Annotated in this window: 11 protein-coding genes and 1 tRNA gene; 5 read left to right on the top strand and 7 right to left on the bottom strand. The window is 61.3% G+C overall.

Annotated features, from left to right (window positions below; translation table 11 throughout):
- Window positions 1–65: 65 nt before the first annotated feature.
- Entirely contained in the window at window positions 66–2,243 is a 2,178-nt protein-coding gene (locus tag EPE01S_RS01230) for a TonB-dependent siderophore receptor (protein WP_373279658.1), read from the bottom strand.
- Between the two features lie 452 nt (window positions 2,244–2,695).
- Window positions 2,696–4,885, bottom strand: a complete 2,190-nt coding sequence (locus EPE01S_RS01235; protein ID WP_062742746.1) for a TonB-dependent siderophore receptor — start codon at window positions 4,883–4,885, stop codon at window positions 2,696–2,698.
- Window positions 4,886–5,190: 305 nt separating this feature from the next.
- On the opposite strand from EPE01S_RS01235, the gene fes reads away from it, so the two are divergent.
- The 3 genes from fes to EPE01S_RS01250 all read left to right on the top strand — a co-directional run bounded on the left by fes (window position 5,191) and on the right by EPE01S_RS01250 (window position 15,431).
- Window positions 5,191–6,549 (top strand): enterochelin esterase, encoded by a 1,359-nt coding sequence (gene fes, locus EPE01S_RS01240; RefSeq protein WP_062742747.1) that lies wholly within the window; start codon window positions 5,191–5,193, stop codon window positions 6,547–6,549.
- The gene (locus tag EPE01S_RS01245) at window positions 6,542–6,754 is read left to right on the top strand and encodes an MbtH family protein (protein ID WP_062742748.1); all 213 of its coding nucleotides are present in this window, start codon (window positions 6,542–6,544) and stop codon (window positions 6,752–6,754) included. The genes fes and EPE01S_RS01245 overlap by 8 nt, the downstream gene beginning before the upstream one ends.
- A 133-nt stretch (window positions 6,755–6,887) precedes the next feature.
- Window positions 6,888–15,431: a non-ribosomal peptide synthetase gene (locus tag EPE01S_RS01250; RefSeq protein WP_062742749.1), complete on the top strand. Its 8,544-nt coding sequence runs from the start codon at window positions 6,888–6,890 to the stop codon at window positions 15,429–15,431.
- A 79-nt stretch (window positions 15,432–15,510) separates the two neighbouring features.
- On the opposite strand, the gene EPE01S_RS01255 is transcribed toward EPE01S_RS01250, so the two are convergent.
- The 3 genes from EPE01S_RS01255 to fepD all read right to left on the bottom strand — a co-directional run bounded on the left by EPE01S_RS01255 (window position 15,511) and on the right by fepD (window position 18,442).
- Window positions 15,511–16,317 carry an ABC transporter ATP-binding protein gene (locus tag EPE01S_RS01255; RefSeq protein ID WP_062742750.1) on the bottom strand — a complete coding sequence of 269 codons (807 nt, stop codon included), beginning with the start codon at window positions 16,315–16,317 and terminating at the stop codon, window positions 15,511–15,513.
- A 2-nt stretch (window positions 16,318–16,319) separates the two neighbouring features.
- A complete protein-coding gene (gene fepG / locus EPE01S_RS01260; protein WP_062742751.1) occupies window positions 16,320–17,354 on the bottom strand; it encodes an iron-enterobactin ABC transporter permease in 1,035 nt (344 codons plus the stop codon).
- A 62-nt stretch (window positions 17,355–17,416) separates the two neighbouring features.
- Entirely contained in the window at window positions 17,417–18,442 is a 1,026-nt protein-coding gene (gene fepD, locus EPE01S_RS01265; RefSeq protein WP_062742752.1) for a Fe(3+)-siderophore ABC transporter permease, read from the bottom strand.
- A 170-nt stretch (window positions 18,443–18,612) separates the two neighbouring features.
- Between fepD and entS the strand changes: the two genes are divergently transcribed.
- Complete coding sequence (gene entS / locus EPE01S_RS01270; RefSeq protein ID WP_062742753.1) at window positions 18,613–19,884, top strand: enterobactin transporter EntS; 1,272 nt, start codon at window positions 18,613–18,615, stop codon at window positions 19,882–19,884.
- A 60-nt stretch (window positions 19,885–19,944) separates the two neighbouring features.
- On the opposite strand, the gene fepB is transcribed toward entS, so the two are convergent.
- Both fepB and EPE01S_RS01280 read right to left on the bottom strand, forming a co-directional pair.
- The gene (gene fepB, locus EPE01S_RS01275; RefSeq protein ID WP_244634650.1) at window positions 19,945–21,003 is read right to left on the bottom strand and encodes a Fe2+-enterobactin ABC transporter substrate-binding protein; all 1,059 of its coding nucleotides are present in this window, start codon (window positions 21,001–21,003) and stop codon (window positions 19,945–19,947) included.
- A 127-nt stretch (window positions 21,004–21,130) separates the two neighbouring features.
- Window positions 21,131–22,252, bottom strand: coding sequence for a Gfo/Idh/MocA family protein (locus EPE01S_RS01280; protein WP_062742754.1), 1,122 nt, complete (start codon window positions 22,250–22,252; stop codon window positions 21,131–21,133).
- Window positions 22,253–22,554: 302 nt separating this feature from the next.
- On the opposite strand from EPE01S_RS01280, the gene EPE01S_RS01285 reads away from it, so the two are divergent.
- Window positions 22,555–22,630 (top strand) — tRNA-Asn (locus EPE01S_RS01285).
- Window positions 22,631–22,673 lie beyond the last annotated feature (43 nt).

Here is a 22,673-nt window from a genome sequence, read left to right on the forward strand (position 1 = left end):
TAACGGGCAATCATTCTGCACTGCAGCGTCTCGCCGTCATGCAGCGGTAAGCGCTGTCGCGGCCATTACCAGCGATAATTCACTGAGGCGACAACGTTGCGACCGGTACCATAGAAGCAGGCCTCACTGCCGCTGCAGGAGGCGACGTAGTGCTTGTCGGTCAGGTTCTGCACGTTAAGCTGAACCGTGGTGCCTTTCAGGCTGGCCACCGCCTCGCCCAGTTCATACTTTGCCATGGCGTCGTACAGTGTGAAGTGCGGCACCTCGTCAGTCCCGGTACTGTCGGCAGGGGCATCGCCCGTGTAGCGCACGCCCGTCCCCACGGTCAGGCCGCTTAACACGCCATCCTGGAAGCTGTAGCTGCCCCATGCTGAGGCCGCATGGCGTGGAATGCTGGCAGGGCTGTGCCCCAGCTGCGTGGCGTTGTACGTCTCTTTGGTAACTGCATCCGTATAGGTGTAGGCGGCAATCAGCTTCACTTCCGGCGTCGGCTGCGCATGAATTTCAGCCTCGACCCCCTTCGATTTAACCTTACCAATCTGCTCGTTATACTTGGTTACCGGGTTAACGGAGGTGATATTTTTCTGCGTAATATCAAACACGGAGACGGTCATCACCGTATTCGAGCCCACAGGCTGGAACTTCACCCCCAGCTCGGTCTGCTCACCCGTCGTCGGTTTGAACGGATCGCTTCCCGGCTCGCCGGTGCTGAGGTTCGGCTCAAACGAAGTGCTGTAACTGACGTAAGGCGACAGGCCGTTGTCAAAGGCATACAGCAACCCGGCGCGACCGGTCAGCTTATTGTCGTTCTGCTTCTCATCGGTCGCAGACAGACGGTTAACCGTGCGGATCTGGGACCAGTCATTCCGGCCGGAGAGCACCAGGTTCCAGTGGTTCCACTCCATCTGATCCTGCAGATAAACGCCCACCTGGTGGAGCTGCTTCAGCGTATTACTGCTTACACTCATATCACTCTCGTCCACGTCCACCCGGGTCGGGTTCGCCCAGTCAAGCTGATACTGGCTGGAGGTGTGACGGGACAGGGTGCTGGCAACACGGCTCCAGCGATAATCCAGCCCGCCCAGCAGCGTATGCCCGACGTCACCGGTCGCAAACAGCCCTTTCAGGTGGTTATCCACCCCCACTTCGTTGGTCATTACCGTTTCGTGCTGGGGGCGACGCTCAATAGTGTGATCGTTCACCGGAGAACTGGTGGTGTAGACCATATATTTATAGTCTTCATCACGATGGGTGTAACGGAGGTTCTGGATGAACGACACGGCCTCATTGAAACTGTGGTCAAATTCATAGCCCACGGACGCCTGCTCCCGCCGGTTGCCGTAGTAATTCGGGTCGTTGATATTGAAATCATACGGAATATAGCCGGTGCTGGCCGCTTTCAGCGTCCCGGCCATCGGCAGGAAGTTGCGCGAACCGGCTTTCGGATCGTTCTGGTAGCTGGCGAGCAGGGTGAAACTGGTGTCGGCATCCGGCAGCCAGGTGATGGCAGGGGCAATGGCTACGCGCTCCTGCTTATTGTTTTTGACGTCTTCATGCCGGGTGCTGGCGATGCCGTTCAGGCGATAGAACAGCGTGCTGTCGTCGTCCAACTGACCGCCGAAGTCAAAGGCAGCTTCCCCCTGATGATGATTACCGCTACTGAGCTGCACTTCACGCACGGTTTCCGCGGTTGGCCGCTTGCTGGTCATCACCACCAGCCCGCCGGGGCTGACCTGTCCGTATAACACGCCTGCCGGGCCGTGGACCATCTCCACGCGCTCTAACAGCCACGGGTCGATTTGCCCTGCGCCACCGCTGGAGCTGGAGAGGCCGTAGTGCAGGCCATCCAGCAGTTTCGGCGCATAGCGAAAGCCCCGGCTGATAATTTCGTCGTTACGATTGGAGTTACCGCGGTAATTAGTGACCACGCCGCTGGTGTAGCTCAGCGCATCAGACACCGAAGCGGCCGCCTGGTCATCCATCTGTTCGCGCGTCACGACAGAGATCGACTGCGGCGTTTTGCGCAGCGGCGTGGCCGTTTTGGTGCCTGCCGCACTCTCCTTTGCCACCAGCCCGCTGTTACGTCCGGTGACGCTTTCACGGGTTTCTGCCGTCACGGTCAGGGTATTTTCTGTGGCGGCCTGAGACACCGGTACGCCCACCAGCGCTGAAGCCACTAACAGGCGCAAACTGGCCTTGCCGGAGGTTACTGCCACACCAGGTCGTACCTGGGCTTTCATCATTTTAGTCATGAATTGTCATCTCGTCTGAAACAGCCTTGTCTGCGAAAAGCACCGGTAAAGCCCACCCATCCATTAATATTTCTGACCGGCGAGGGCTGAATCCCAGCGTGGCGCGAGTCATGCCTGCCCGCACTCACCCCGCGATCAGGGTAAAAAACCTGACAAAATACAGCGTTATCGCGGCATTAAGCGAAGTTGCGATGCATAGTAATGCAAATGTAAATCACTCTCAATAGCATTTGCATTAGCTTTGCTTACCTTCGCACCGCCCCCGTCCTCACCGGTAAATGCAACGACATGTAAAATAAAGAAAATTAACGTGTCAAAAGAGAGATGATCTTTGCGCGCGCCGGAATGCGCAAACTGCGGGGCAACAGACAGAGGACAGGTAAAAAAAAGCCACCCCGTTGGGATGGCTGAATGAGGAGGCTAAACGCTGGTCTGAGCGGGGATTACCAGCGGTAGTTAACGGAGGCGACAAACGTCCGCCCTGCCCCATAGAAGCAGGCATACTGACCGGCACAGGATGAAACGTAGTGCTTATCCGTCAGGTTTTGCGCATTAAACTGCAGCGTAGTACCTTTCAGCGCCGTAACGGCCTGGCCCAGATCATACTTCACCATCGCGTCATACAGCGTGTAATGCGGCACAGTGTACTCGCCAATGTCATCCCCAGGTGCTTTCCCGACATAGCGAACCCCGGTGCCGACAGTCAGGCCATTCAGTGCGCCGTTCAGGAAGCTGTAGCTGCCCCAGGCCGACGCTGCATGGCGTGGAATGGCGTTCGGGCTGTGGCCCACTTCATCCGGGTCAGTGGACCTTTTGGTCACCACGTCGGTGTAGGTATACGCCGCGATCAGCTTAATTTCCGGGGTGGGCTGGATATGCAGTTCGGTTTCCACCCCCTGAGAATTCACCTTACCAATCTGCTCATAGGCGTTAGTCAGACGGTTGTAAGAGGAGACGTTCTTCTGGTTAATATCAAACCAGGAAACGGTCATCATGGCATCGACGCCTTTCGGCTGGAATTTCACCCCGACTTCGGTCTGTTCCCCTGTCGTCGGCTTCAGTGGGTCAGCCCCCGGTGCGGCCTGTTCCAGCACCGGCTCAAACGAAGTGCTGTAGCTGACATAAGGGGAGATGCCGTTATCGAAGGCGTACAGCAGACCTGCACGACCGGTAAAGGCGCTGTCGTTATAGGTGATATCCGATCCGCCGGTGGTCAGATCCTGATTGCGCACCTGAGACCAGTCGTTACGACCGGACAGCAGCAGGTTCCAGTTATTCCATTCCAGCTGATCCTGCAGATACACGCCGTACTGATTCAGGGTCTTTTTGTTATTGGTCGCCAGCGCTAACAGACTTTCATCCACGTCCACGCGGCTCTGGGTCCTCCAGTCCATCGGGTAGCTGCTGCCGTAGTCCCGGTACATCTTGCTGTTGATATGCGAGTAACGATAATCAAAACCGGTCAGCACCGTATGCTGCACCTCGCCGGTGTCGAACACGGCTTTCAGCTGGTTATCGACATTGAACTCGTTGGTCATCTCCGTTTCATGCTGGGCCATACGCGTCAGGGTATGGTCGCCGTCGTCGACGTTGTACACCAGATATTTGTAATCTTCGTTACGGTGGGTGTAACGCAGGTTCTGGGTAAATGATACCGCCTCATTAAAACTGTGCTCCAGGCTGTAACCGATGGAGGTCTGCTGGCGCTTTGATTTGGCAAAGTCGGAATCGCTGACGTTCAGATCGTAAGGAACATAGCCCGCTGCAGTGGGATACAGCGTCCCCGCACGCGGCAGAAAGTTACGTGACCCCGCTTTCGGATCGTCCTGGTAGCTGGTTAACAGGGTGAAGCTGGTGTCTTCGTTTGGCAGCCAGGTCAGTGCCGGAGCAATCGCCATACGCTGCTGTTTGCTGTTTTTCACAAACTCGTTCTGGGTACTGCCAATGCCGTTCAGGCGGTAAAACAGCGTATTGTCATCATTCAGCTTGCCACCAAAATCAAAGGCCGCTTCGCCATAGTGGCGGTTACCGGTACTGAGCTGAACTTCATGAATGCTTTCTGCCGTGGGGCGCTTGCTGGTCATCAGCACCAGGCCGCCCGGGCTGACCTGGCCATACAACACCGAGGCCGGGCCGTGAACCAGTTCCACGCGCTCTAACAGCCAGGGATCGAGCTGCCCCGCCCCGCCGTTTTCTGAAGAGAGACCGAAGTGCAGACCATCCAGCAGCTTGGGAGCATAGCGAAACCCGCGGCTGATCACTTCGTCATTACGGTTGGAGTTACCGCGATAGGTGGCGACCACGCCGCTGGTGTAGCTCAATGCATCAGCCACGGAGCGTGCATCCTGGTCGTCCATTTGATCGCGCGTCACCACGGAGATCGACTGCGGGGTTTTGCGCAGTGCCGTGGCGGTCTTGGTGCCGGACGCGCTCGCTTTCGCCACAATTCCTTTGTTGGGCGCAGTGACACTTTCCTGGCTTTCTGCCGTGACCGTCATCGTACTGTCGGCCCCGGTGGCGGCCTGCACGGCAGGGGCCATAAGCAGTGCCGATGCCAGTAATAAACGCGTGCTGTATTTATCAGAGAATGCTGCAATGCCTGGTGTTGCCTGCTTTTTAATTTTATTAAACATGTTCTGTTATCCCGTCTGAACAGACTTGCCGATAAAAAAAACGTTAAACCCCGCCAATTCATTAGTTGCGCTGATTGGCTGCGGCGGTCAGAAAGCACCCCCTTTGCCACTCCTGGCGTCAGTTCCTCTTCCCTTCTTAAGAAAACCCGTAATGACGTACAAATATCAGGCTCTTTAGAAAGTTGCGACGCATCTTATTGCAAATGCAAACTATTCTCAATAGTATTTGCATTAGCGTCATTTACTGTAAGAGCGATTAAAGTCTCTCGGTTTAAGTCATTAAATGTAAAACAAGGAAAATTATCGTGACAACACGGCACAGACCCGGGCCGCAGAGTCAGCCCGCAGGCCGCGCTGCAAAGTGGCTGGCCGCCGTTGATGCCGGTGAAGACCGCTGGTGGCAGGAAATCGCCGCGCACGGTACGCCACTGGTGGAAGCGGCGAGTGAAGGATGCGTCAGAATGACCTTTTTCTGGCGCGATCCGGCCGGCGACGAAAGCCGGTCAGCCACACGTCAGGTCTACATCGATATTAACTGCGTGACCGATCACCACAGCCCGCAGCCACAGAGTTTGCAGCGTTTACCCGGCACCGATGTCTGGCACTGGTCAACGGAGATTGATGAGCACTGGCGCGGCAGCTACAGCCTGATCCCGGTAGAGGCCGCCCGGCTTCCTCCGGCCTTCAGTGATGACGACGACACGCGGCGAAAACAGCAGCGCGCGTGGTGGATCTCCCTTTTCCCGCACGCGATCGCTGACCCGCTTAACCCCTGCGCCCCCCATTTCAACAGTCGCGGGCAGGCCCTGTCCGCAGCCCATATGCCTGCGGCACCTGACCAGTCGCTGTGGCATGCGCTGGATGCCGGTCATCCGCTGCAGCCAGAGGCTGAGAGCCTGCACACCTTCACCTGGAACAGCACCCTGCTCGGCAACCAGCGCCGTATCTGGCTCTTTACTACCGGCACGTCCCCGGTCGCGGAAGATCGCCCGCTGGTGATCCTGCTGGATGGCCAGAACTGGGTAGAGGGACAGCCGCTGTTTTCTGCCCTGCAGGCCGCCACCGGCAGTGGCCAGCTGCCCGCCGCCTGCTGGCTGTTTATCGATGTGATCAACGGTGACTGGCGGGAAAAAGAGCTGCCCTGCAATGCCGCGTTCTGGCAGGCAGTACAGGAGGAGCTGCTGCCGCTGGCACGCAGTCATGCGGCCTTCAGCGAACGGGGCGACCGCACGGTGGTGGCCGGCCAGAGCTATGGCGGGCTGGCCGCAATGTATGCCGGGCTGCACTGGCCTGAACGCTTTGGCCGCATCCTCAGTCAGTCCGGATCGTTCTGGTGGCCCAACGTTCGTCTGGTAACTCATTTTGCGGACGCTCAGGAACACGACATGGGCTGGCTGACTGAACAGGCGATCAACGGGGCCCTGCCTGACAGCCACTTAAAAATCTTTCAGGAAGCGGGCGATCGCGAAGGCGATATGGCCTGGGTCAACCAGCAGATGCGCAAGGCGCTGCTGGCGGCCGGACATGACATTAACTTCCGTATTTTCTCCGGCGGGCATGATGCCCTGTGCTGGCGCGGCGGGCTGCTTGACGGCTTACGCTGGCTGCTGGCCGACTTAAACTCTCCACAATTTATGGCAGGAACAGGTAACAACCATGACTGAACAACTCAATCCCTTCGATGATGAGAGCCTCGACTTCCTGGTGCTGCTGAATGCGCGCCAGCAGTACAGCCTGTGGCCTGCTTTTTCCGATGTGCCTGCCGGCTGGCAGACCGTGGCCGGCCCGACGACGCGTGTGGCCTGTATCGCCTATATCGAAGAACACTGGCAGGACATGCGCCCGGCCGGGTTGAATACGGCGGGTTAATGGTGCAGTCGTTGCCCGGCGGGGCAGCCGGAGATATTTCCACCGCGTAGAGGCTGACCGGCTGTTTCAGTCAGCCCAGGCCCCGCCGCTTTCACACTGGATTTTCATTTTTCTATCGACAGGAATTGCCACCGTGTCAGAAGCTCAGATCGCGCCTGAAATACAGGCTGAATTTACCGAATATCCGCTGGTTGCCGCGCAGCCGGGGATCTGGATCGCCGATCAGATCGCCCCGACAGGAAACAGCTATGCCGTCGCCCACTACAGTGAGCTGCACGGCGACATTGACCGCTACTGCCTGGACGCCGCGATCCGCCAGGCGATGTCCGAAGCTGATACCGTGCAGGCGGTTTTCTGCCTGGCGGAAGACGGCAGTGTCGTTCAGCGCCTTCCTCATGCGCGTACTCCCGAGCAGGTACAGCCTGTTGAATGGGTAGATGTCAGCCAGCACAGCGATGCCGCGCAGGCGGCGCAGGATCTGATGCAGGCCGACCTGGCTGCCGACCTCCCTGCTGACGGTGACCGTCCGCTGTACCGTCAGCTGATGATCCGCGTCAGCGCTGACCGCTGGTTCTGGTATCAGCGTTATCACCATCTGATGCTGGACGGCTTCAGCTTCGAGGCGCTGACCCGGCGCGTGGCGGCAGTCTATCAGTCCCTGCGCGCGGGCCAGACGCCGTCGCCCTCGCCGTTTATCTCCTTTGGTGAGGTGGTTGCCGAATATCAGGCCTGGCAGCACTCACCGGCCTGTGAGCGTGCGGCGTTGTTCTGGCAGCAGCACGGTAAAGACTTTCCGACGGCGATCTCCCTGTCGGGTGAAACCTTCAGCCACCACGGCCGCACGTCACCGCTGAAACAGCAGGTCACCCTGCCGCCCGCCCTGCTGGCGGCCCTGGCCCAGCAGCCAGGCCTGCGGGAAACCGCGCCGGCGGAGATTGCCAGCGCCCTGCTGGTTGCCTATCTGGCACGCATCAGCGGTGAATCCCGTCTGAGCATCGGCTTCCCGTTTATGCGCCGGATCGGTTCGGCCGCGCTGGCCGCTACGGGACCGGTGGTCAACGTCCTGCCGCTGCTGCCTGACATTGATGACAGCATGACGCTGGCCGATGTCAGCCAGGCCCTGCAGAGTGAAATCAAACAGGTGCGCCGTCACCAGCGTTATGAAGCAGAGCAGCTGCGTCGCGATCTCGGCCTGGTCGGTAGCGGCCAGCCCCTGTATGGCCCGGTTATTAACCTCAAGATTTATCACGACAGCCTGGCATTTGACGGTATTGATGCCGTCAGCCACACCCTGGCGATGGGGCCGGTGGACGATCTGGAGTTTGAGATCGGCTTCCAGCTTGGCCAGCTTCAGGTCACGCTGGTCGCCAATCCCGATAAATATGACGCGCAGATGCTGGCCTGGCACGGCGAACGGATCGTCTGTCTGGCAAGACAGCTGGCGCAGCAACCGCGTCTGCCGCTGGCCAGACTGGCGCTGGTTGCCGGGCTTGAGCAGCAGCAGATTGATGAGTGGTCGCAGGGGATCGCCGTGACGCCGCCGGAGGGTGTGGTGTCGATACTGGCCATGCTGCAGCGCCAGGTGGAAGCACAGCCCGATGCCACCGCCGTCGTCTGCGGTGATATCAGCCTGACCTACGGACAGCTTTCTGCCCGGGCAATGCAGCTGGCACGTGAGCTGATGGCCCGCGGTCTGGGTGCGGATGATGTTGTGGCGATTGGCCTCCCGCGCTCGGTGGATTCGCTGGTGGCCATTTTTGGCGTACTGGCCAGCGGGGCCGCCTATATGCCGCTGGATCTCGACTATCCGCGCGAGCGTCTGGCGCTGATGTGTGACGATGCGCAGCCACAGCTGCTGCTGACGCACAGCAGCCTGGCGGCTCGCATGCCGGAAGGGGTCTGTCTGTGTATTGATGATGCCGACGTGCGCGCCCGCTGTCATGCCCGCGCCGCCACCCCGGTCAGCGACAGCGAACGCCGCGTCGCCCAGCAGGGTGAGCACCTCGCCTATATGATCTACACCTCCGGCTCTACCGGACGCCCGAAAGGGGTAATGAGCACCCACGCCGGCCTGCTGAACCTCTTCCTGTCGCACCAGGCCAACCTGTTCGGCCCGGCCATTGAGCGCTTCCATCGCAGCCAGCCGCGCCGCATGCGCACCGGCCACACCGCCTCGTTCTCCTTCGACTCGTCATGGGAGCCGCTGTTCTGCATGATGATGGGCTGTGAGCTGAACATTTTTGATGAAGAGCTGCGCCGTGATGCGTGGGGCCTGTTACAGAAAATGAAACAGGTGCCGGTCGACCTGCTGGATATCACCCCGTCGTTCTTCTCGCAGATGATTGATGCCGGTCTGTTCGAGGCCGACAGCCACCGTCCGGCGTTTGTGATGATCGGCGGTGAAGCCGCCACGCCGACCCTGTGGAAGCTGATGCAGCAGCACCCGGAACTGGAGATCCATAACTACTACGGCCCGTCCGAATACACCATCGATACGCTGGGTGCCAGCGTGATGGTTTCTGACCAGCCGGTGATCGGCCGTCCGGTGGGTAACACCCGGGTCTGGCTGCTGGACAGCAGGCTGCGCCCCGTCCCGGTGGGCTGTGTCGGTGAACTTTACATTTCCGGCACCGGGATGGCGCGTGGCTATCTCCGCCGTCCGGATCTGACTGCTGCCCGCTTCGTCGCCAACCCGTTCCTTGAGGGCGAGGTGATGTACCGCAGCGGCGATCTGATGCGCTGGCGCAGCGACGGGCAGCTGGCGTTTATTGGCCGCGTCGATCATCAGATCAAAGTGCGGGGGTTCCGCATCGAGCTGGGGGAAGTGGAAAATGCCCTGGTGGCGCTGGAAGAAGTCAGTACCGCCGTGGTGATCGCCCAGCCTGTCGGCGCCACAAACCGGCTGATCGGTTACTGCTCGGTGTCTGACGATGCCCTGCGCGCCGACGCGCAGCTCTCAGCGAAGCTGCTGGCGAAGCTGGCCGTGACCCTGCCCGACTATATGGTGCCGGCCATTCTGATGGTGATGGATGAGCTGCCGCTTAACGTCAACGGCAAAATTGACCGTCAGGCGCTGCCTGAACCGCAACAGATGGCCTTTACTCCCGGCCGCGAACCGCAGGGAGCGGAAGAAACGCTGATCTGCAAAGCGGTGGCCGACCTGCTGGGCATGGAGCGCGTCGGCGCTGACGATGATTTCTTCGCCCTCGGCGGCGACAGCATATCTGCTATGGGGCTCGGCACCGCCGCCCGCCGCGCAGGCTATCTGCTGCGCCCGCGTGATATTTTTGCCCAGCGCACCCCGGCGCGCATGGCACAGAGTATGCCGCCACTGGCGACCCGCACGGCGGTCAGTCAGGTGAAACAGCAGGGGGCGATCGCTGGCCTGCCGATCCTGCACTGGTTTAACGAACACGGCGGTATTGACCAACGCTTTGCCCATGGCGTCTGGTTACAGGTGCCGTCGGCGCTGCAGCCTGCGCAGCTTGAACAGGCACTGACCACCCTCAGCCAGGCGCATCCGGCACTCGCCGCCTTTACCCGCGACGGCCAGCTGGTGGTCGGCGAAACGCCTCCAGCCGGATCGCCCCCCCGGGTCAGTACGCTGAGGCTGAATGATGCACCGGAAGCCTGCGCTGAGGATGCGTTTGACGCGGCCGTGCACCGCCTTGATCCGGCGAACGGCGTGATGATACAGGCGACGCTCCTGCAGCATAAGGGACAGACGTTCGGTCTGGTGCTGGTGATCCACCATCTGGTCGTGGACGGTGTCTCGTGGCGCGTCCTGCTGGAAGATCTGCGCGAAGCGGCCGAAGCGGTCATCAACGGCACGCCAGTAACCCTGCCGGCAGAAGAAACCTCACTGCACGACTGGTCAGCGGCGCTGTTGCGCGATACCGCCCACCGGGTGTCTGAGCTGCCCTTCTGGCAGAGCATGTTGCAGGATCCTGTTCCGCTGCTCGGCCAGCGCGCTGTGCACGAACAGGATACCCACGGTGAGATGAAAGAGAAGCGCACGCTGCTGAACGGCAGTCAGACGCAGGCCCTGCTCTCCACGCTGCCGCAACAGTTCCGCGCCAGTGTGGAGGAGACGCTGCTTTGCACCCTGTCGCTGGCGCTGGCCGATCGCTTTAAGGTCCGCCAGCTGCGCTATACCCTGGAGTCACATGGCCGCGCTGAGCTGGAAGGCGATCGTGACCTGGCCCGCACTGTCGGCTGGCTGACCGCCGAATACCCGCTGCTGATCACGCTGGGAAATAGCGATAACGGCACGCTGCGCGACGCCATCCGCGCGGTCAAGCATGTGCTGCGGGCCGTACCGGATCGCGGCATTGGCTACGGTCAGCTGCGCTACCTCGACGCCGTCCGTGGGCCAGAGCTTAAGACACTGGCGCAGCAGCACGCACCGGAAGTGCTGTTTAACTACCTCGGACGCTTCAGCGCCGGGGACGAACTCTGGACACCCCAGCGCACACGCAGGCAGTTCCGCGACGCCTTTGCCGTGTATCAGTCCCCGGCGATGCCGCAGCTGCACGGGCTGGAGGTGAATATCTTCGTGGATGAAAACGGCGCGATGCCGCAGCTGGCGATCAACTGGGGCTGGCTCAGCGGCGTATTCAGCGAAGAGGATATTGATGCCCTGCATCAGGCCATGGCAGACGCCTGCGATGCGCTGGCCGGGTTTGCCCGCCGCCATCCTCAGCAGGCATGCGATACCTTAGTGGCCGCCGAGGTCGCGATGGCCGATGTCAGCCAGCAGGATCTGGTGGCGCTGGGTGACCGCCACGGCCCGCTGGCCGCCGTGCTGCCGCTGCTGCCGCTGCAGAAGGGGCTGCTGTTCCATGCGGCCACCGCCGATAACAGCGGCAGCTATAACTCCCTGACCCGCCTGACCTTTAGCGGCGCGCTGGAGGAGGATCGCCTGCGGGCGGCGCTGGATGCCGTGGTGCGTCACCATCCGCAGCTGGCAGCACGTTTTGACAGCGAGCAGACACTTCAGCCGCTGCAGCTGATCCCGGTGTTGCCGGTCGGCCAGTCCGTCTGGACGCTCGACCGCCATACGCTGCCGGTGCTCCCCCCGCAGGACGAAACAAACGCCCTGCTGGCGCTGGAAAAACGCGAGCTGGCGCGGGACCTGTTCAGCCAGCCGGTGATGCTGCACGCGCTGCTGGTGGAGCACGCCGGAGGCGACCGCTTTACCCTGATGCTGAACGCCCATCACCTGGTGGTGGACGGCTGGTCAACGCCGGTGATTTTAGCCGACCTGTTTACCGCCCTGTGGCACGGCCCGCAGGCGCTGACGCCGCACCGCTTCAGCTACGCGGATATCGTCCGTCAGCTTGCCGGGCGCGACGCGGCGGCCTCGCGTCAGCGGTGGCAGCAGGTATTACAGGACGTACGCCCGACGCTGCTGTTCGGCAGTGAGGCCCACACCGGCCCGGTGCACGACCTTGATCTGGTGCTGGAGCCTGAGCTGGAACGCGGCCTGCTGGCGCTGTGCCGCCGCCGTGGCCTGACCCTGAACAGCGTTATGCAGGGCCTCTGGGGCATGCAGCTGGCGATTGAAAGCGGCCATCAGGACGTGGTGTTCGGCTCCCCGGTCTCCGGCCGCTTCGGTCAGATTGACGGCCAGGATCAGCATGTTGGCCTGTTCAGTAACACCCTGCCGGTGCGGGTTCGCTTTGACAGCCAGCGACCGCTGCTGGAGCAGCTGGCCGATCATCAGGCACAGCAGATCCAGCTGATTGAACATGACGATCTGGGCCTGGGCGAGATCCAGCAGCTGGCCGGCAGCGGCACGCTGTTCGACACCCTGCTGGTGGTGGAGAACTATCCGGATAACACCGACCTGTTGCAGGGGCACAACGGCCTGCGCTGCGACCACATCAGCAACCGGGGCTACACCCACTACCCACTCACCCTGCTGGTGCTACCGGGCGAGCGCCTGCACCTGCTGATGGAATATCGCGATGCGGTGCCGCACCCGCAGCGTTTTGCCGACCGCCTGCTGATGCTGATTGCCCAGCTGGTGGCACAGCCTGACCTGCCGCTGGCGCGCTGGCAGCTGCAGACGCCGGATGAACGGGCGCTGATTGCCAGCATCAATAACACCGCTTACCCGGTCGCCCCCGGCACGCTGCAGGGGGCCATTGAGCAGCAGGTGAATCGCACGCCGGATGCGCTGGCGCTGCTGGACGGCGAACATCGTCTGACCTATCGCCAGATGCAGCAGCAGGCGCGGCGGCTGGCCGACCGCCTGATTGATGCCGGAGTAAAACCCGGGGATATCGTCGCCGTCGCCCTGCCGCGCTCGGTACGCCTGAGCCTGGCGCTGACCGCTATTCTGCAGGCCGGCGCTGCCTGGCTGCCGCTGGATACCGGCTACCCGGATGACCGTCTGGGTTATATGGTGGACGATGCGCGGCCGCGTCTGATTATCAGCGAAAGCGCCTTAGCCGCGCGCTTTGCCGTGATGGGGCCGATACTGACCTTTGACCAGCTGGAAGAGGAACCGCATTCGCCACGGCACCCGCTGCCACCGGCAGACAGCACCCGCCCGGCCTATGTCCTCTACACCTCCGGCTCCACCGGGCGACCGAAAGGCGTGGTGGTGGGCCAGCAGGCTATCGTTAACCGCCTGTGGTGGATGCAGGACGAATACCCGCTGGACGCCAGCGACGTGGTGTTACAGAAAACCCCGTGCAGTTTTGACGTCTCGGTGTGGGAATTCTTCTGGCCGCTGATGGTCGGATCGCCGCTGCTGATGGCCCCGCCGGAAGCCCATCGCGACCCGGAGGCACTGGTACAGCTGATTGAAGACTACGCCGTGACCACGATGCACTTCGTGCCATCGATGCTGGCGGCGTGGGTGACGGCGCTGGAAAGCCGCGACGGCGAGGATAAAGGCTGTCACAGCCTGCGTCGCGTGTTCTGCAGCGGGGAAGCCCTTTCCTGCGAGCTGGCCGCCAGCTATGAAGCCCTGATCGCCGCCCCGCTGCATAACCTGTATGGCCCGACCGAGGCCGCCGTTGATGTGACCTGGCATCCGGCCAGCGGTGAAAGTCTGAAGCAGTGCAGCGGCGCGGGCGTACCGATTGGCTACCCGGTGTGGAACACCGAACTGCGCATCCTTGATGCCCTGCTGCGCCCTGTGCCTGTCGGCGTGGCGGGCGACCTGTATCTCTGCGGTGTGCAGCTGGCGGAGGGGTATCTGTACCGTGCCGACCTGACTGCCCAGCGCTTTGTCGCCGATCCGTTTGCCGACGGTGAGCGCATGTACCGCACCGGCGACATCGCCCGCTGGCTGGACAGCGGTGCCGTGGAATACCTCGGCCGCAGCGACGATCAGCTGAAAATTCGCGGTCAGCGCATTGAGCTGGGCGAAATTGAACAGGCGCTGCTGGCCCTGGACGGCGTGGCGCAGGCGGTAGTTGGCGCGCGCGAACTGGGCAGCGTGGCCGCCGTCGGGGCCGATGCCCGTCAGCTGGTAGCCTGGCTGATTGCCCAACCGGGGCTGGCACTGGATACCCGGGTCGTGCACCAGCAGCTGGCGCAGCGCCTGCCGGCGCATATGCTGCCGGTCAGCTACGTGCTGACCGACCGTTTCCCGCTGAGCGCCAACGGTAAGCTGGACCGCAAGGCCCTGCCATCCCCACAGGCCCCGCAGTCGGCTGGCCGCCTGCCGCACGGTGAGCATGAGCAACTGCTGGCGGAACTTTTCGCCCGCCTGCTGGCGCGTGAAACCGTGTATGCCGATGATGATTTCTTCGCGCTGGGCGGGCACTCGCTGCTGGCGATGCGTCTGGCTGCCGAACTGCGTCGTCGCCTGGCAACGCCGCTCACTATCGGGCAGATCATGGCTGCGCGCAGCGTGGAGAACATGGCCCGTCTGCTGGATGAGGGTGCCCACGGCACCAACGCCGGGACGCGTGCCAACGGTGAAAGCCTGCCCTTCCGCAGCGGGACCGGGCCGGTGCTGTTCTGTATTCATCCGGCATCCGGCTTTGCGTGGCAGTATTCCGGTATGCTGCGTCATCTTGGCGGTCACTTCCCGATTGTTGGCCTGCAGTCGCCGCGTCCTGACGGTGTGATCGCCGCCTGTGCCAGCGTGGATGAAATGTGCGATCGCCATCTGGCGACACTGCGCAGCATTCAGCCGCAGGGGCCGTACCATCTGCTGGGTTACTCGCTGGGCGGCACCCTTGCCCACGGGATAGCGGCCCGCCTGCAGCAGCAGGGGGAGACGGTAAGCTTCCTGGGTCTGCTGGATACCTATCCGCCAGAGGGTCAGGACTGGACACGGCCGTCAGAGGAGGAGGCCCGCGCGGAAGTCGAACGTGAGGAAGCGGAGTTTATGGCAGCGACCGACAGTGACGATGCGCTGTTACAGGCGGAAAAAGCGGCGATGTTCAGTACCATCGTAGCGAACTACGCGGATGCGGTCCAGCGTCTGAGCACCGCCTCTACCCCGCGCTTTGCCGGTCAGGCCACGCTGTTTGTGGCGAAAAAGACGCTGCCCGTCGGGATGGATGTGCAGAAAAGCTGGGCACCTTACCTGCAGCAGTTACGGGTACACGAACTGGACTGCGATCACATGGATATCCTGTCCCCGGCATCCCTGGTCACACTGGGGCCCTTGCTGGCGCAGCTGATGGTGGAGTGTAAAGACCTGGCCTAAAACAGAGGCGGACCCAAAACCCGGTCCGCCTCTGGGATCCTCGTATCAAGGTCGACCTTTTATAACGGTCGGCCTTTTTTTATGGCCGGTGATAACGTCCGCAGGGGACGATCATCGGCGTGTGCGATACCGGATCGTCAATCACCACGCATTCCATGCCAAAGACCTGCCGGACCAGCGACGCATCAACGATCTCTGCTGGCTGGCCCTGGGCCACGATCTGCCCTTCCTGCATCACCACCAGATGGTCGGCATAGCGACAGGCCTGATTCAAATCATGCAGCACGGCCACCAGCGTATGCCCGCGTTCCTGATTTAACTGACGGAACAAATCCAGCAGTTCGATCTGATGGGCGATATCCAGCCAGGTGGTCGGCTCGTCCAGTAACAGCAGGGGCGTTTGCTGTGCCAGCACCATCGCTACCCATACGCGCTGACGCTGTCCGCCGGAGAGCTCATCCACGCTGCGCTCTGCCAGTTCACTGACGTTGGTCGCCTGCATCGCGCCGGCCACCGCCTGGCGATCGGCTTCGCTCCACTGCTTCAGCAGGCTCTGGTGCGGATAGCGCCCGCGCGCCACCAGATCGGCCACGCTGATCCCCTCCGGCACAATGGCATGCTGTGGCAGCAGACCCAGCTGGCGCGCCAGCGCTTTGGTGCCCATCTGGTGAATATCCTCGCCATCAAGCAGTACCTGGCCGCTGCGCGGCTTCAGCAGACGACACAGGGCGCGCAATAACGTTGATTTGCCACAGGCGTTCGGGCCAATGATCACCGTGAACCTGCGGTCGGGGATCTGCACGCTGAGTTCGCGGGCGATCACCTTCTGGTCGTAGGCCAGCGTCACTCCACTGGCCTGAAGGCGTGAGGGGGAAGAAAGTTCCATGGTTAACGACGTGACTCCCTGATAAGTAACCCGATGAGATACAGCCCGCCGATGCTGACCGTGACGGCCCCCACCGGCAGCTGTATCCCGTTAAAAGCATGTTGCGCGACGACGTCTGCCAGCAGCAGCAGCAGCGCCCCGGTTGTGGCGGCAGAGAACAGCGGCACAGCATGTGCGCCGGTCAGCCGCTTTGCGATCTGCGGGGCGGCCAGAGAGATAAAGGCGATGGGCCCGGCGCTGGCGGTAGCAATCGCCGTAAGGATAATGCCGCACAGCATCAGCCAGAGGCGGCTGGATTCCGCACTGATCCCCAGCGCCCGCGCACTGTCATCGCCCATCTCCATCAGTTGCAGACGGCGGCTGAGCAGCAGCGCGACCAGAATCGTCAGCGGCACCAGCAGCAGCGCAGGCTGACCTTTCGCCCAGGTGATACCGTTCAGCGATCCGGCCCCCCACAGCGCCGCACTCATGGCACTTTCCAGCGAAGCGCTGATAATCAGCCAGGTATTCAGCGCGGAAAGCACCGCGCCGACGCCAATACCGACGATAATCAGGCGGAAACCCACAATGCCCTGACGCCAGGCCAGCAGATAGACCAGCGCCGCCGCACCGATGCCGCCGACCAGTGCCCCTGCCGCAATCTGATAATAGCCGCCGCCAAACGCGATAATCATCACCAGTGCGCCGGTAAAAGCGCCGGTATTAAAACCGACCACGTCCGGACTGCCCAGCGGGTTACGAATGGCTGACTGGAAGATTGCGCCGCTGACGCCGAGGCCGGCCCCCAGCACCAGCGCCAACATTGCGCGCGGCGCACGCCACTGCCGGATGACGGTGATAATACCGCGCGGCCCCTCTCCCTGCAGCGCCTGCCACACCTGCCCGGGGCGAATACTGAGCGTGCCGTAGCACAGGGCAAACAGCGCCAGCGCGACGGCCAGCAGCAGCAGCGTCAGGTTAACCCACATCACCCGGGATGACAGGCGCAGATTCAGCCAGCCGTCCGGGCGCCCTATTATTAACGTTCTGCTGTGCATGCAGATCTCCCTTAAAGCCCCGGTTCAACTCAACCAGGCTGCAAAATGGCAGGTAACAAAGCCTAATGCCTGCGCTGACGGACCAGCCAGATCAGGACAGGTGCCCCAATCAGGGCGGTGACAATCGACACCCGTAATTCGCCCTGCGCCATAAACCGCCCGGCAATATCGGCGGTGAGCAGCAGCACCGGGGCCATTAAAAATGAATAGATCAGTATCCAGCGCTGGTCGGCCCCCACCCACCAGCGCGCCACATGAGGCACCATCAGGCCGACAAAACCAATCGGCCCCACCAGCGCGGTAGACGATCCGCAGAGCAGCATCACCGCCAGCAGCGCCAGCAGGCGGATCAGCACCACCCTTGTGCCCAGCGCGGCGGCAATGTCCTCGCCCATGCTCAGGCTGTTCAGCGAACGCGATACTGCCAGCGCCAGCACCGCTCCCGCTACAATCGCCGGAGCAACAATAAGCAGATTATCCATTGTGCGGATATCCAGGGTTCCCGCCTGCCAGAAGCGCAGCTGATCAGTAGTTTGCGGATTCAGCAGCGACAGTGAGGAGGTCAGTCCGCCCAGTACCGCACTCAGCGCTACCCCTGCCAGCGTCAGGCGGACCGGATTCACCCGTCCCCCGCTGAGGGTACCAATAGCCCAGACGGCAACACTGGCAATCAGCGCACCGCCCCAGGCAAACCCCAGCCAGCCGGCCATGCCGCTGACGCCAAACAGGGTGATGCCCACGGCCATGGCAAAGCTGGCTCCGGCATTAACACCCAGTATGCCGGGGTCGGCCAGCGGATTGCGCGTCAGCGCCTGGATCACCGCCCCGGCACCGCCCAGCGCCAGGCCGACCAGGATCCCGGCCAGCGTGCGCGGCAGGCGGGCATTGAGAATGATGATGCTGTCAGCACTGGTCAGCTGACCGGACAGGCTCTGCCACACCACCGCTGGTGCAATGGATTTGGCCCCCAGCATCAGGCTTGCCAGGCTGACGGCCGCCAGCAGGCCCAGGCAGATAATGACACCCCCGGCGCGTGAAATGCCTGCCGGCAGTGGAGTGGTACGAGGGGAAGCGTGCTGCAATGACATCCCTGACAGATCCTCCATACATGCAAATGAATATGAGTATTATTATCATTAACGTTACAAACCAATTATGTTACCATGCGCACCGCCAGAAAAACATCGGCATCCTTACGCGCCGCACCGGACAGCGTTCCGGCTGCCAGGCACCGGCCCATCAACACACATGGACACTCATGGCTAAGCCCTCCATCCTGCTTGATTTCAGTCTGCTGAAAAATAACGCCCCTTTCCGCGCCATCTTTTGTGCCCGCATGCTGTCCGTCTTCTCGCTGGGCATGCTGGCCGTCGGCGTGCCGATCCAGATCCAGGCAATGACCGGCTCCACCCTGCAGGTGGGGGTCGCGGTGATGCTGGATGGGGTCGGTATGTTTATTGGCTTAATGCTCGGCGGTATCCTTGCGGACCGCCTTGACCGGCGTAAGCTGATCCTGTTTGCCCGCGGTACCTGCGGTATTGGCTTTGCCGCCCTGAGCCTCAATGCGTTTCTTCCCGCACCGTCGCTGTGGGCGCTGTATGTGCTGGCGGCGTGGGATGGCTTCTTTGGTGCGCTGGGGATGACGGCACTGATGGCGGTGATCCCGCTGCTGGTTGGCCGGGAAAACCTCGGTGCGGCAGGGGCGCTGAGTATGGTGACCGTGCGCCTCGGGGCGATCCTCTCCCCGGCGATTGGCGGGGTGATCATTGTCGCCGGTGGCGTCGGCTGGGCGTTTGCCGTTGCTGCCGTCGGCACGCTGGCCACGCTGATCCCCCTGGTACGCCTGCCGACGATGAAACCGGACGCGCAGGAGCCGGAACACCCGCTGCGCGCGCTGGCCAGCGGCATTCAGTTTGTCTGCCGGCAGAAAGTGGTGGGTTCCGTGGTGCTGTTGGGCATGCTGGTCAGCATTGTTGGCGCGGTGCGCATCCTCTTTCCGGCGCTGGCCATCAGCTATCACGCGGATGCCTCCGCCATTGGGCTGATGTATTCCGCCGTCCCGCTGGGGGCGATGATCGGTGCCTTTACCAGCGGCTGGGTACCGCGTCACGGACGGCCGGGGATTCTGGTGCTGGTCAGCGCCACCTGCGCGTTCCTGGCGATTGCTTCACTGGGGCTTTACAGCCACTTTATCCCTGCCCTGCTGGCCCTGGTGGTATACGGCTACTGCAATGCCATTGCTTCGCTGCTGCAATATATGCTGATTCAGCACCATACGCCTGACCACCTGCTGGGGCGCGTCAACAGTCTGGGTACCGCTCAGGATGTGACGGGAGATTCCGTGGGGGCGCTGGGCCTGGGCGTATTAGGTAAGCTGTTAACGCCGGTGGTGAGCGTGCTGTCGTTCGGTGCGGCAGCGGCCGGGGTCGCGCTGGTGCTGGCCGGCCTGGTAGGGACACTGCGGCGGGCAACGCTGACGGCAGAGCCCTCTGCCCCGTCGGAGGCGTCAGAGCCGGTAACCCATTCGTAACCGGCATCATCTGACAGGGGCCGGCCGGGCAAACAGGCGGGCCTTCTTCAAACGGCCCGCTTAGCGGGCTTTAAAGTGCCGTTCAATACTGTCCAGCATATTGCTGGCACTGAAGTAATCGAGGCGGAAGGTATCCGGCCCCATCGCATACACCTGGTTATTTTTTACTGCGGTAAGATGCTCCAGGAACGGATTCGCCCGTACCCTGCCTACCGTGGCATCATCTGCGGCAAACAGTAGCAGACTTTTCCCGGTTAATCCTGCCGCCATATTTTCGCCTGACAGCTGAATAATATCGTTACGCTTGCCCATGCTGGTGCCACCGTGTACGTCTGCGGGTGGCATCGCCAGCGTAAAGCCCAGCGCCGACAGCAGCTTGCCCTGCGCAGACGCCTCCGTCCACAGGTTCAGGCCGCGGCCGTCTTCGTAGTAAACCAGTGCCGAGACCGGCTGCGGCGGTAACGCAATCGCCTGTTTGACCGCCTGCACCCGCTGTTCGAAACGGTCAATCACCGCACTGGCGTCCTTCTCATGCCCGGTGATCTCCCCCAGCTGTACCGCCAGCTGCTGCCAGCTTTTATCACCGTAGTCGATCACCAGCGTCGGGGCGATAGCGGAGAGCTGATCGTACAGCTTCAGCGCCGAGTCCCCCCCGGTAGCGGAAATCACGATCAGGTCCGGTGCGGCCGCGGCAATCGCCTCTGCGTTGGGTTCCGTGATATACAGCGGCTTCAGCCCGATCTGAGCGGCCTCGGCGCTCCACTGCTTAAAAAAACCGCGATCGTCAGACACCGTGCTGTTACGGCTGGTGCCGCCCGACCCGACCAGCGGCGCGTGAATGGCCAGCAGGGTGCCGGTGATGGTCACGCTGGTAGAGACGATACGCTCAGGGGCCTGCTTCAGGGTCAGAGGCCCTTTGGGGGTTTGCAGGGTGCGCGGCCAGCCTTGCTGTGCTTCCGCTGAGGCTGGAGCAGGCACCGCAGACGCCTGCGAAGCGTCCGGCCGATCGGCGATATGCTGTGTTGAACAGCTACGGACAGACACCACAAAGATCAGGGCGGCGGCAACCAGTACTGCGCACAGTACCGGGAAGGAGAAGGGTTTTTTCATCTTGGCCATTACGTTGCAAATGAGTCTTATTATCATACATTTAATGGCGAACAAATTAAACGGCTTATCGCGGGTGCAGGGCGGGCGGGCAGGAAGAGAAATGAAAAAGGCCGGGTCCCCCCGGCCTGACAGCGCGTCAGACTTTCATCCAGCGCCGCTCTGCGGCTGAAACCGCTATCGCTTCCAGCACTTTTGATACCTGCAGGCCTTCTGCAAAATCAGGCCACATGCGATCCCCGGCGGCAATACCGTTAATCAGATCGCGGACTTCAACGGTTTTCTGGTCGTTAAAGCCGATGCCGTGCCCGGCAGAGATGCAGAATGCCGCATAGTCAGGGTGTGCCGGGCCGGTGAGGATGGTTTTGAAGCCCTGGCGGCCTGCCGGATCGTCATGGCTATACAGCGCCAGTTCCGCCATGCGCTCCTGAGTATAACGAAGGCTGCCTTTGGTGCCCGTCACCACGTAGGTCAGGCCCATTTTGCTGCCGCAGGCAATGCGCGAGGTTTCAATCACCCCGTGCGCACCGTTAGCAAAGCGCAGCAGTGCACTGGCCTGGTCTTCGTTTTCCACATCGCGCATCAGGGAGCGATTTTTCGGGTCCGGACGCTGTTTGATCACCGTCATCATATCGCCGCTGACTTCATCAATATTGCCCACCAGATAGTGCGCCATATTCACGATATGCGCCGCCAGGTCGCCCAGCGCTCCCAGACCGGCCAGTGCTTTCTGGCAGTGCCAGTCCAGCGGCGTCATCGGGTCAGCCAGGTAGTCCTCGTTGTGGGTGCCGTAAAAATGCACCACCTCGCCAATTTCCCCCCGGGCGATGATCTCTTTCGCCAGCTGGCTGGTCGGATTTTTCATATAGTTGAAGCCGACCAGCGTTTTCACCCCGGCTTTTTCCGCCGCCCGCACCATTTCTTCAGCATCGGCCGCGTCCAGCGCCAGCGGTTTTTCAGAATAAACATGCTTACCGTGCCGGATTGCCTCCAGCGCCATCTCTTTGTGCAGGAAGTTAGGCGCGCAGATATCGACCACATCAATATTCTCATCCGCCACCAGCTCCCGCCAGTCACCGGTCGACCGGTTAAACCCCAGCGTTGCCGCCTGTGCGCTCGCCAGCTCCGGATTGACCTCTGCCAGCATCTCACGCACCAGCTCCCCTTTCAGGTTAAAGACCGTCGGGGCCTGAGCATAAGCGATTGCGTGGCAGCGTCCGATATAACCGGTACCGATCAGCCCGATTCTGACTTTTTTCATGGTGGGTCCTTAGGGTGGGAGAAAAATGAAACAAACATTCAACATCCATGGAATGTATATACCGAAACTTAGCGTATCAACGTCAAAATGAAATAAACGTGATCACCCTGACGAAAATCAGTGCAACACGGCTGCAAGCCCCGTCACACCCTGCAAGACACACCGCAAAAGCATCATTAGTGTGGGGAAACTCACACCGATGTCAGGAAGATGCTGCTTTATTCAGCAGTTGAACCAAAAGCGTGAAATCAGGCTTTGACATCCCCTGCCCCGCTGGATATGATGCGCCCCGTTCCAACAATTCCTCTGTAGTTCAGTCGGTAGAACGGCGGACTGTTAATCCGTATGTCACTGGTTCGAGTCCAGTCAGAGGAGCCAAATTCGAGAAGCCCGCTTAAGGAAACTTAAGCGGGCTTTTTCA

The organism is Erwinia persicina NBRC 102418 (assembly GCF_001571305.1).
Taxonomy (GTDB): Bacteria; Pseudomonadota; Gammaproteobacteria; order Enterobacterales; family Enterobacteriaceae; genus Erwinia; species Erwinia persicina.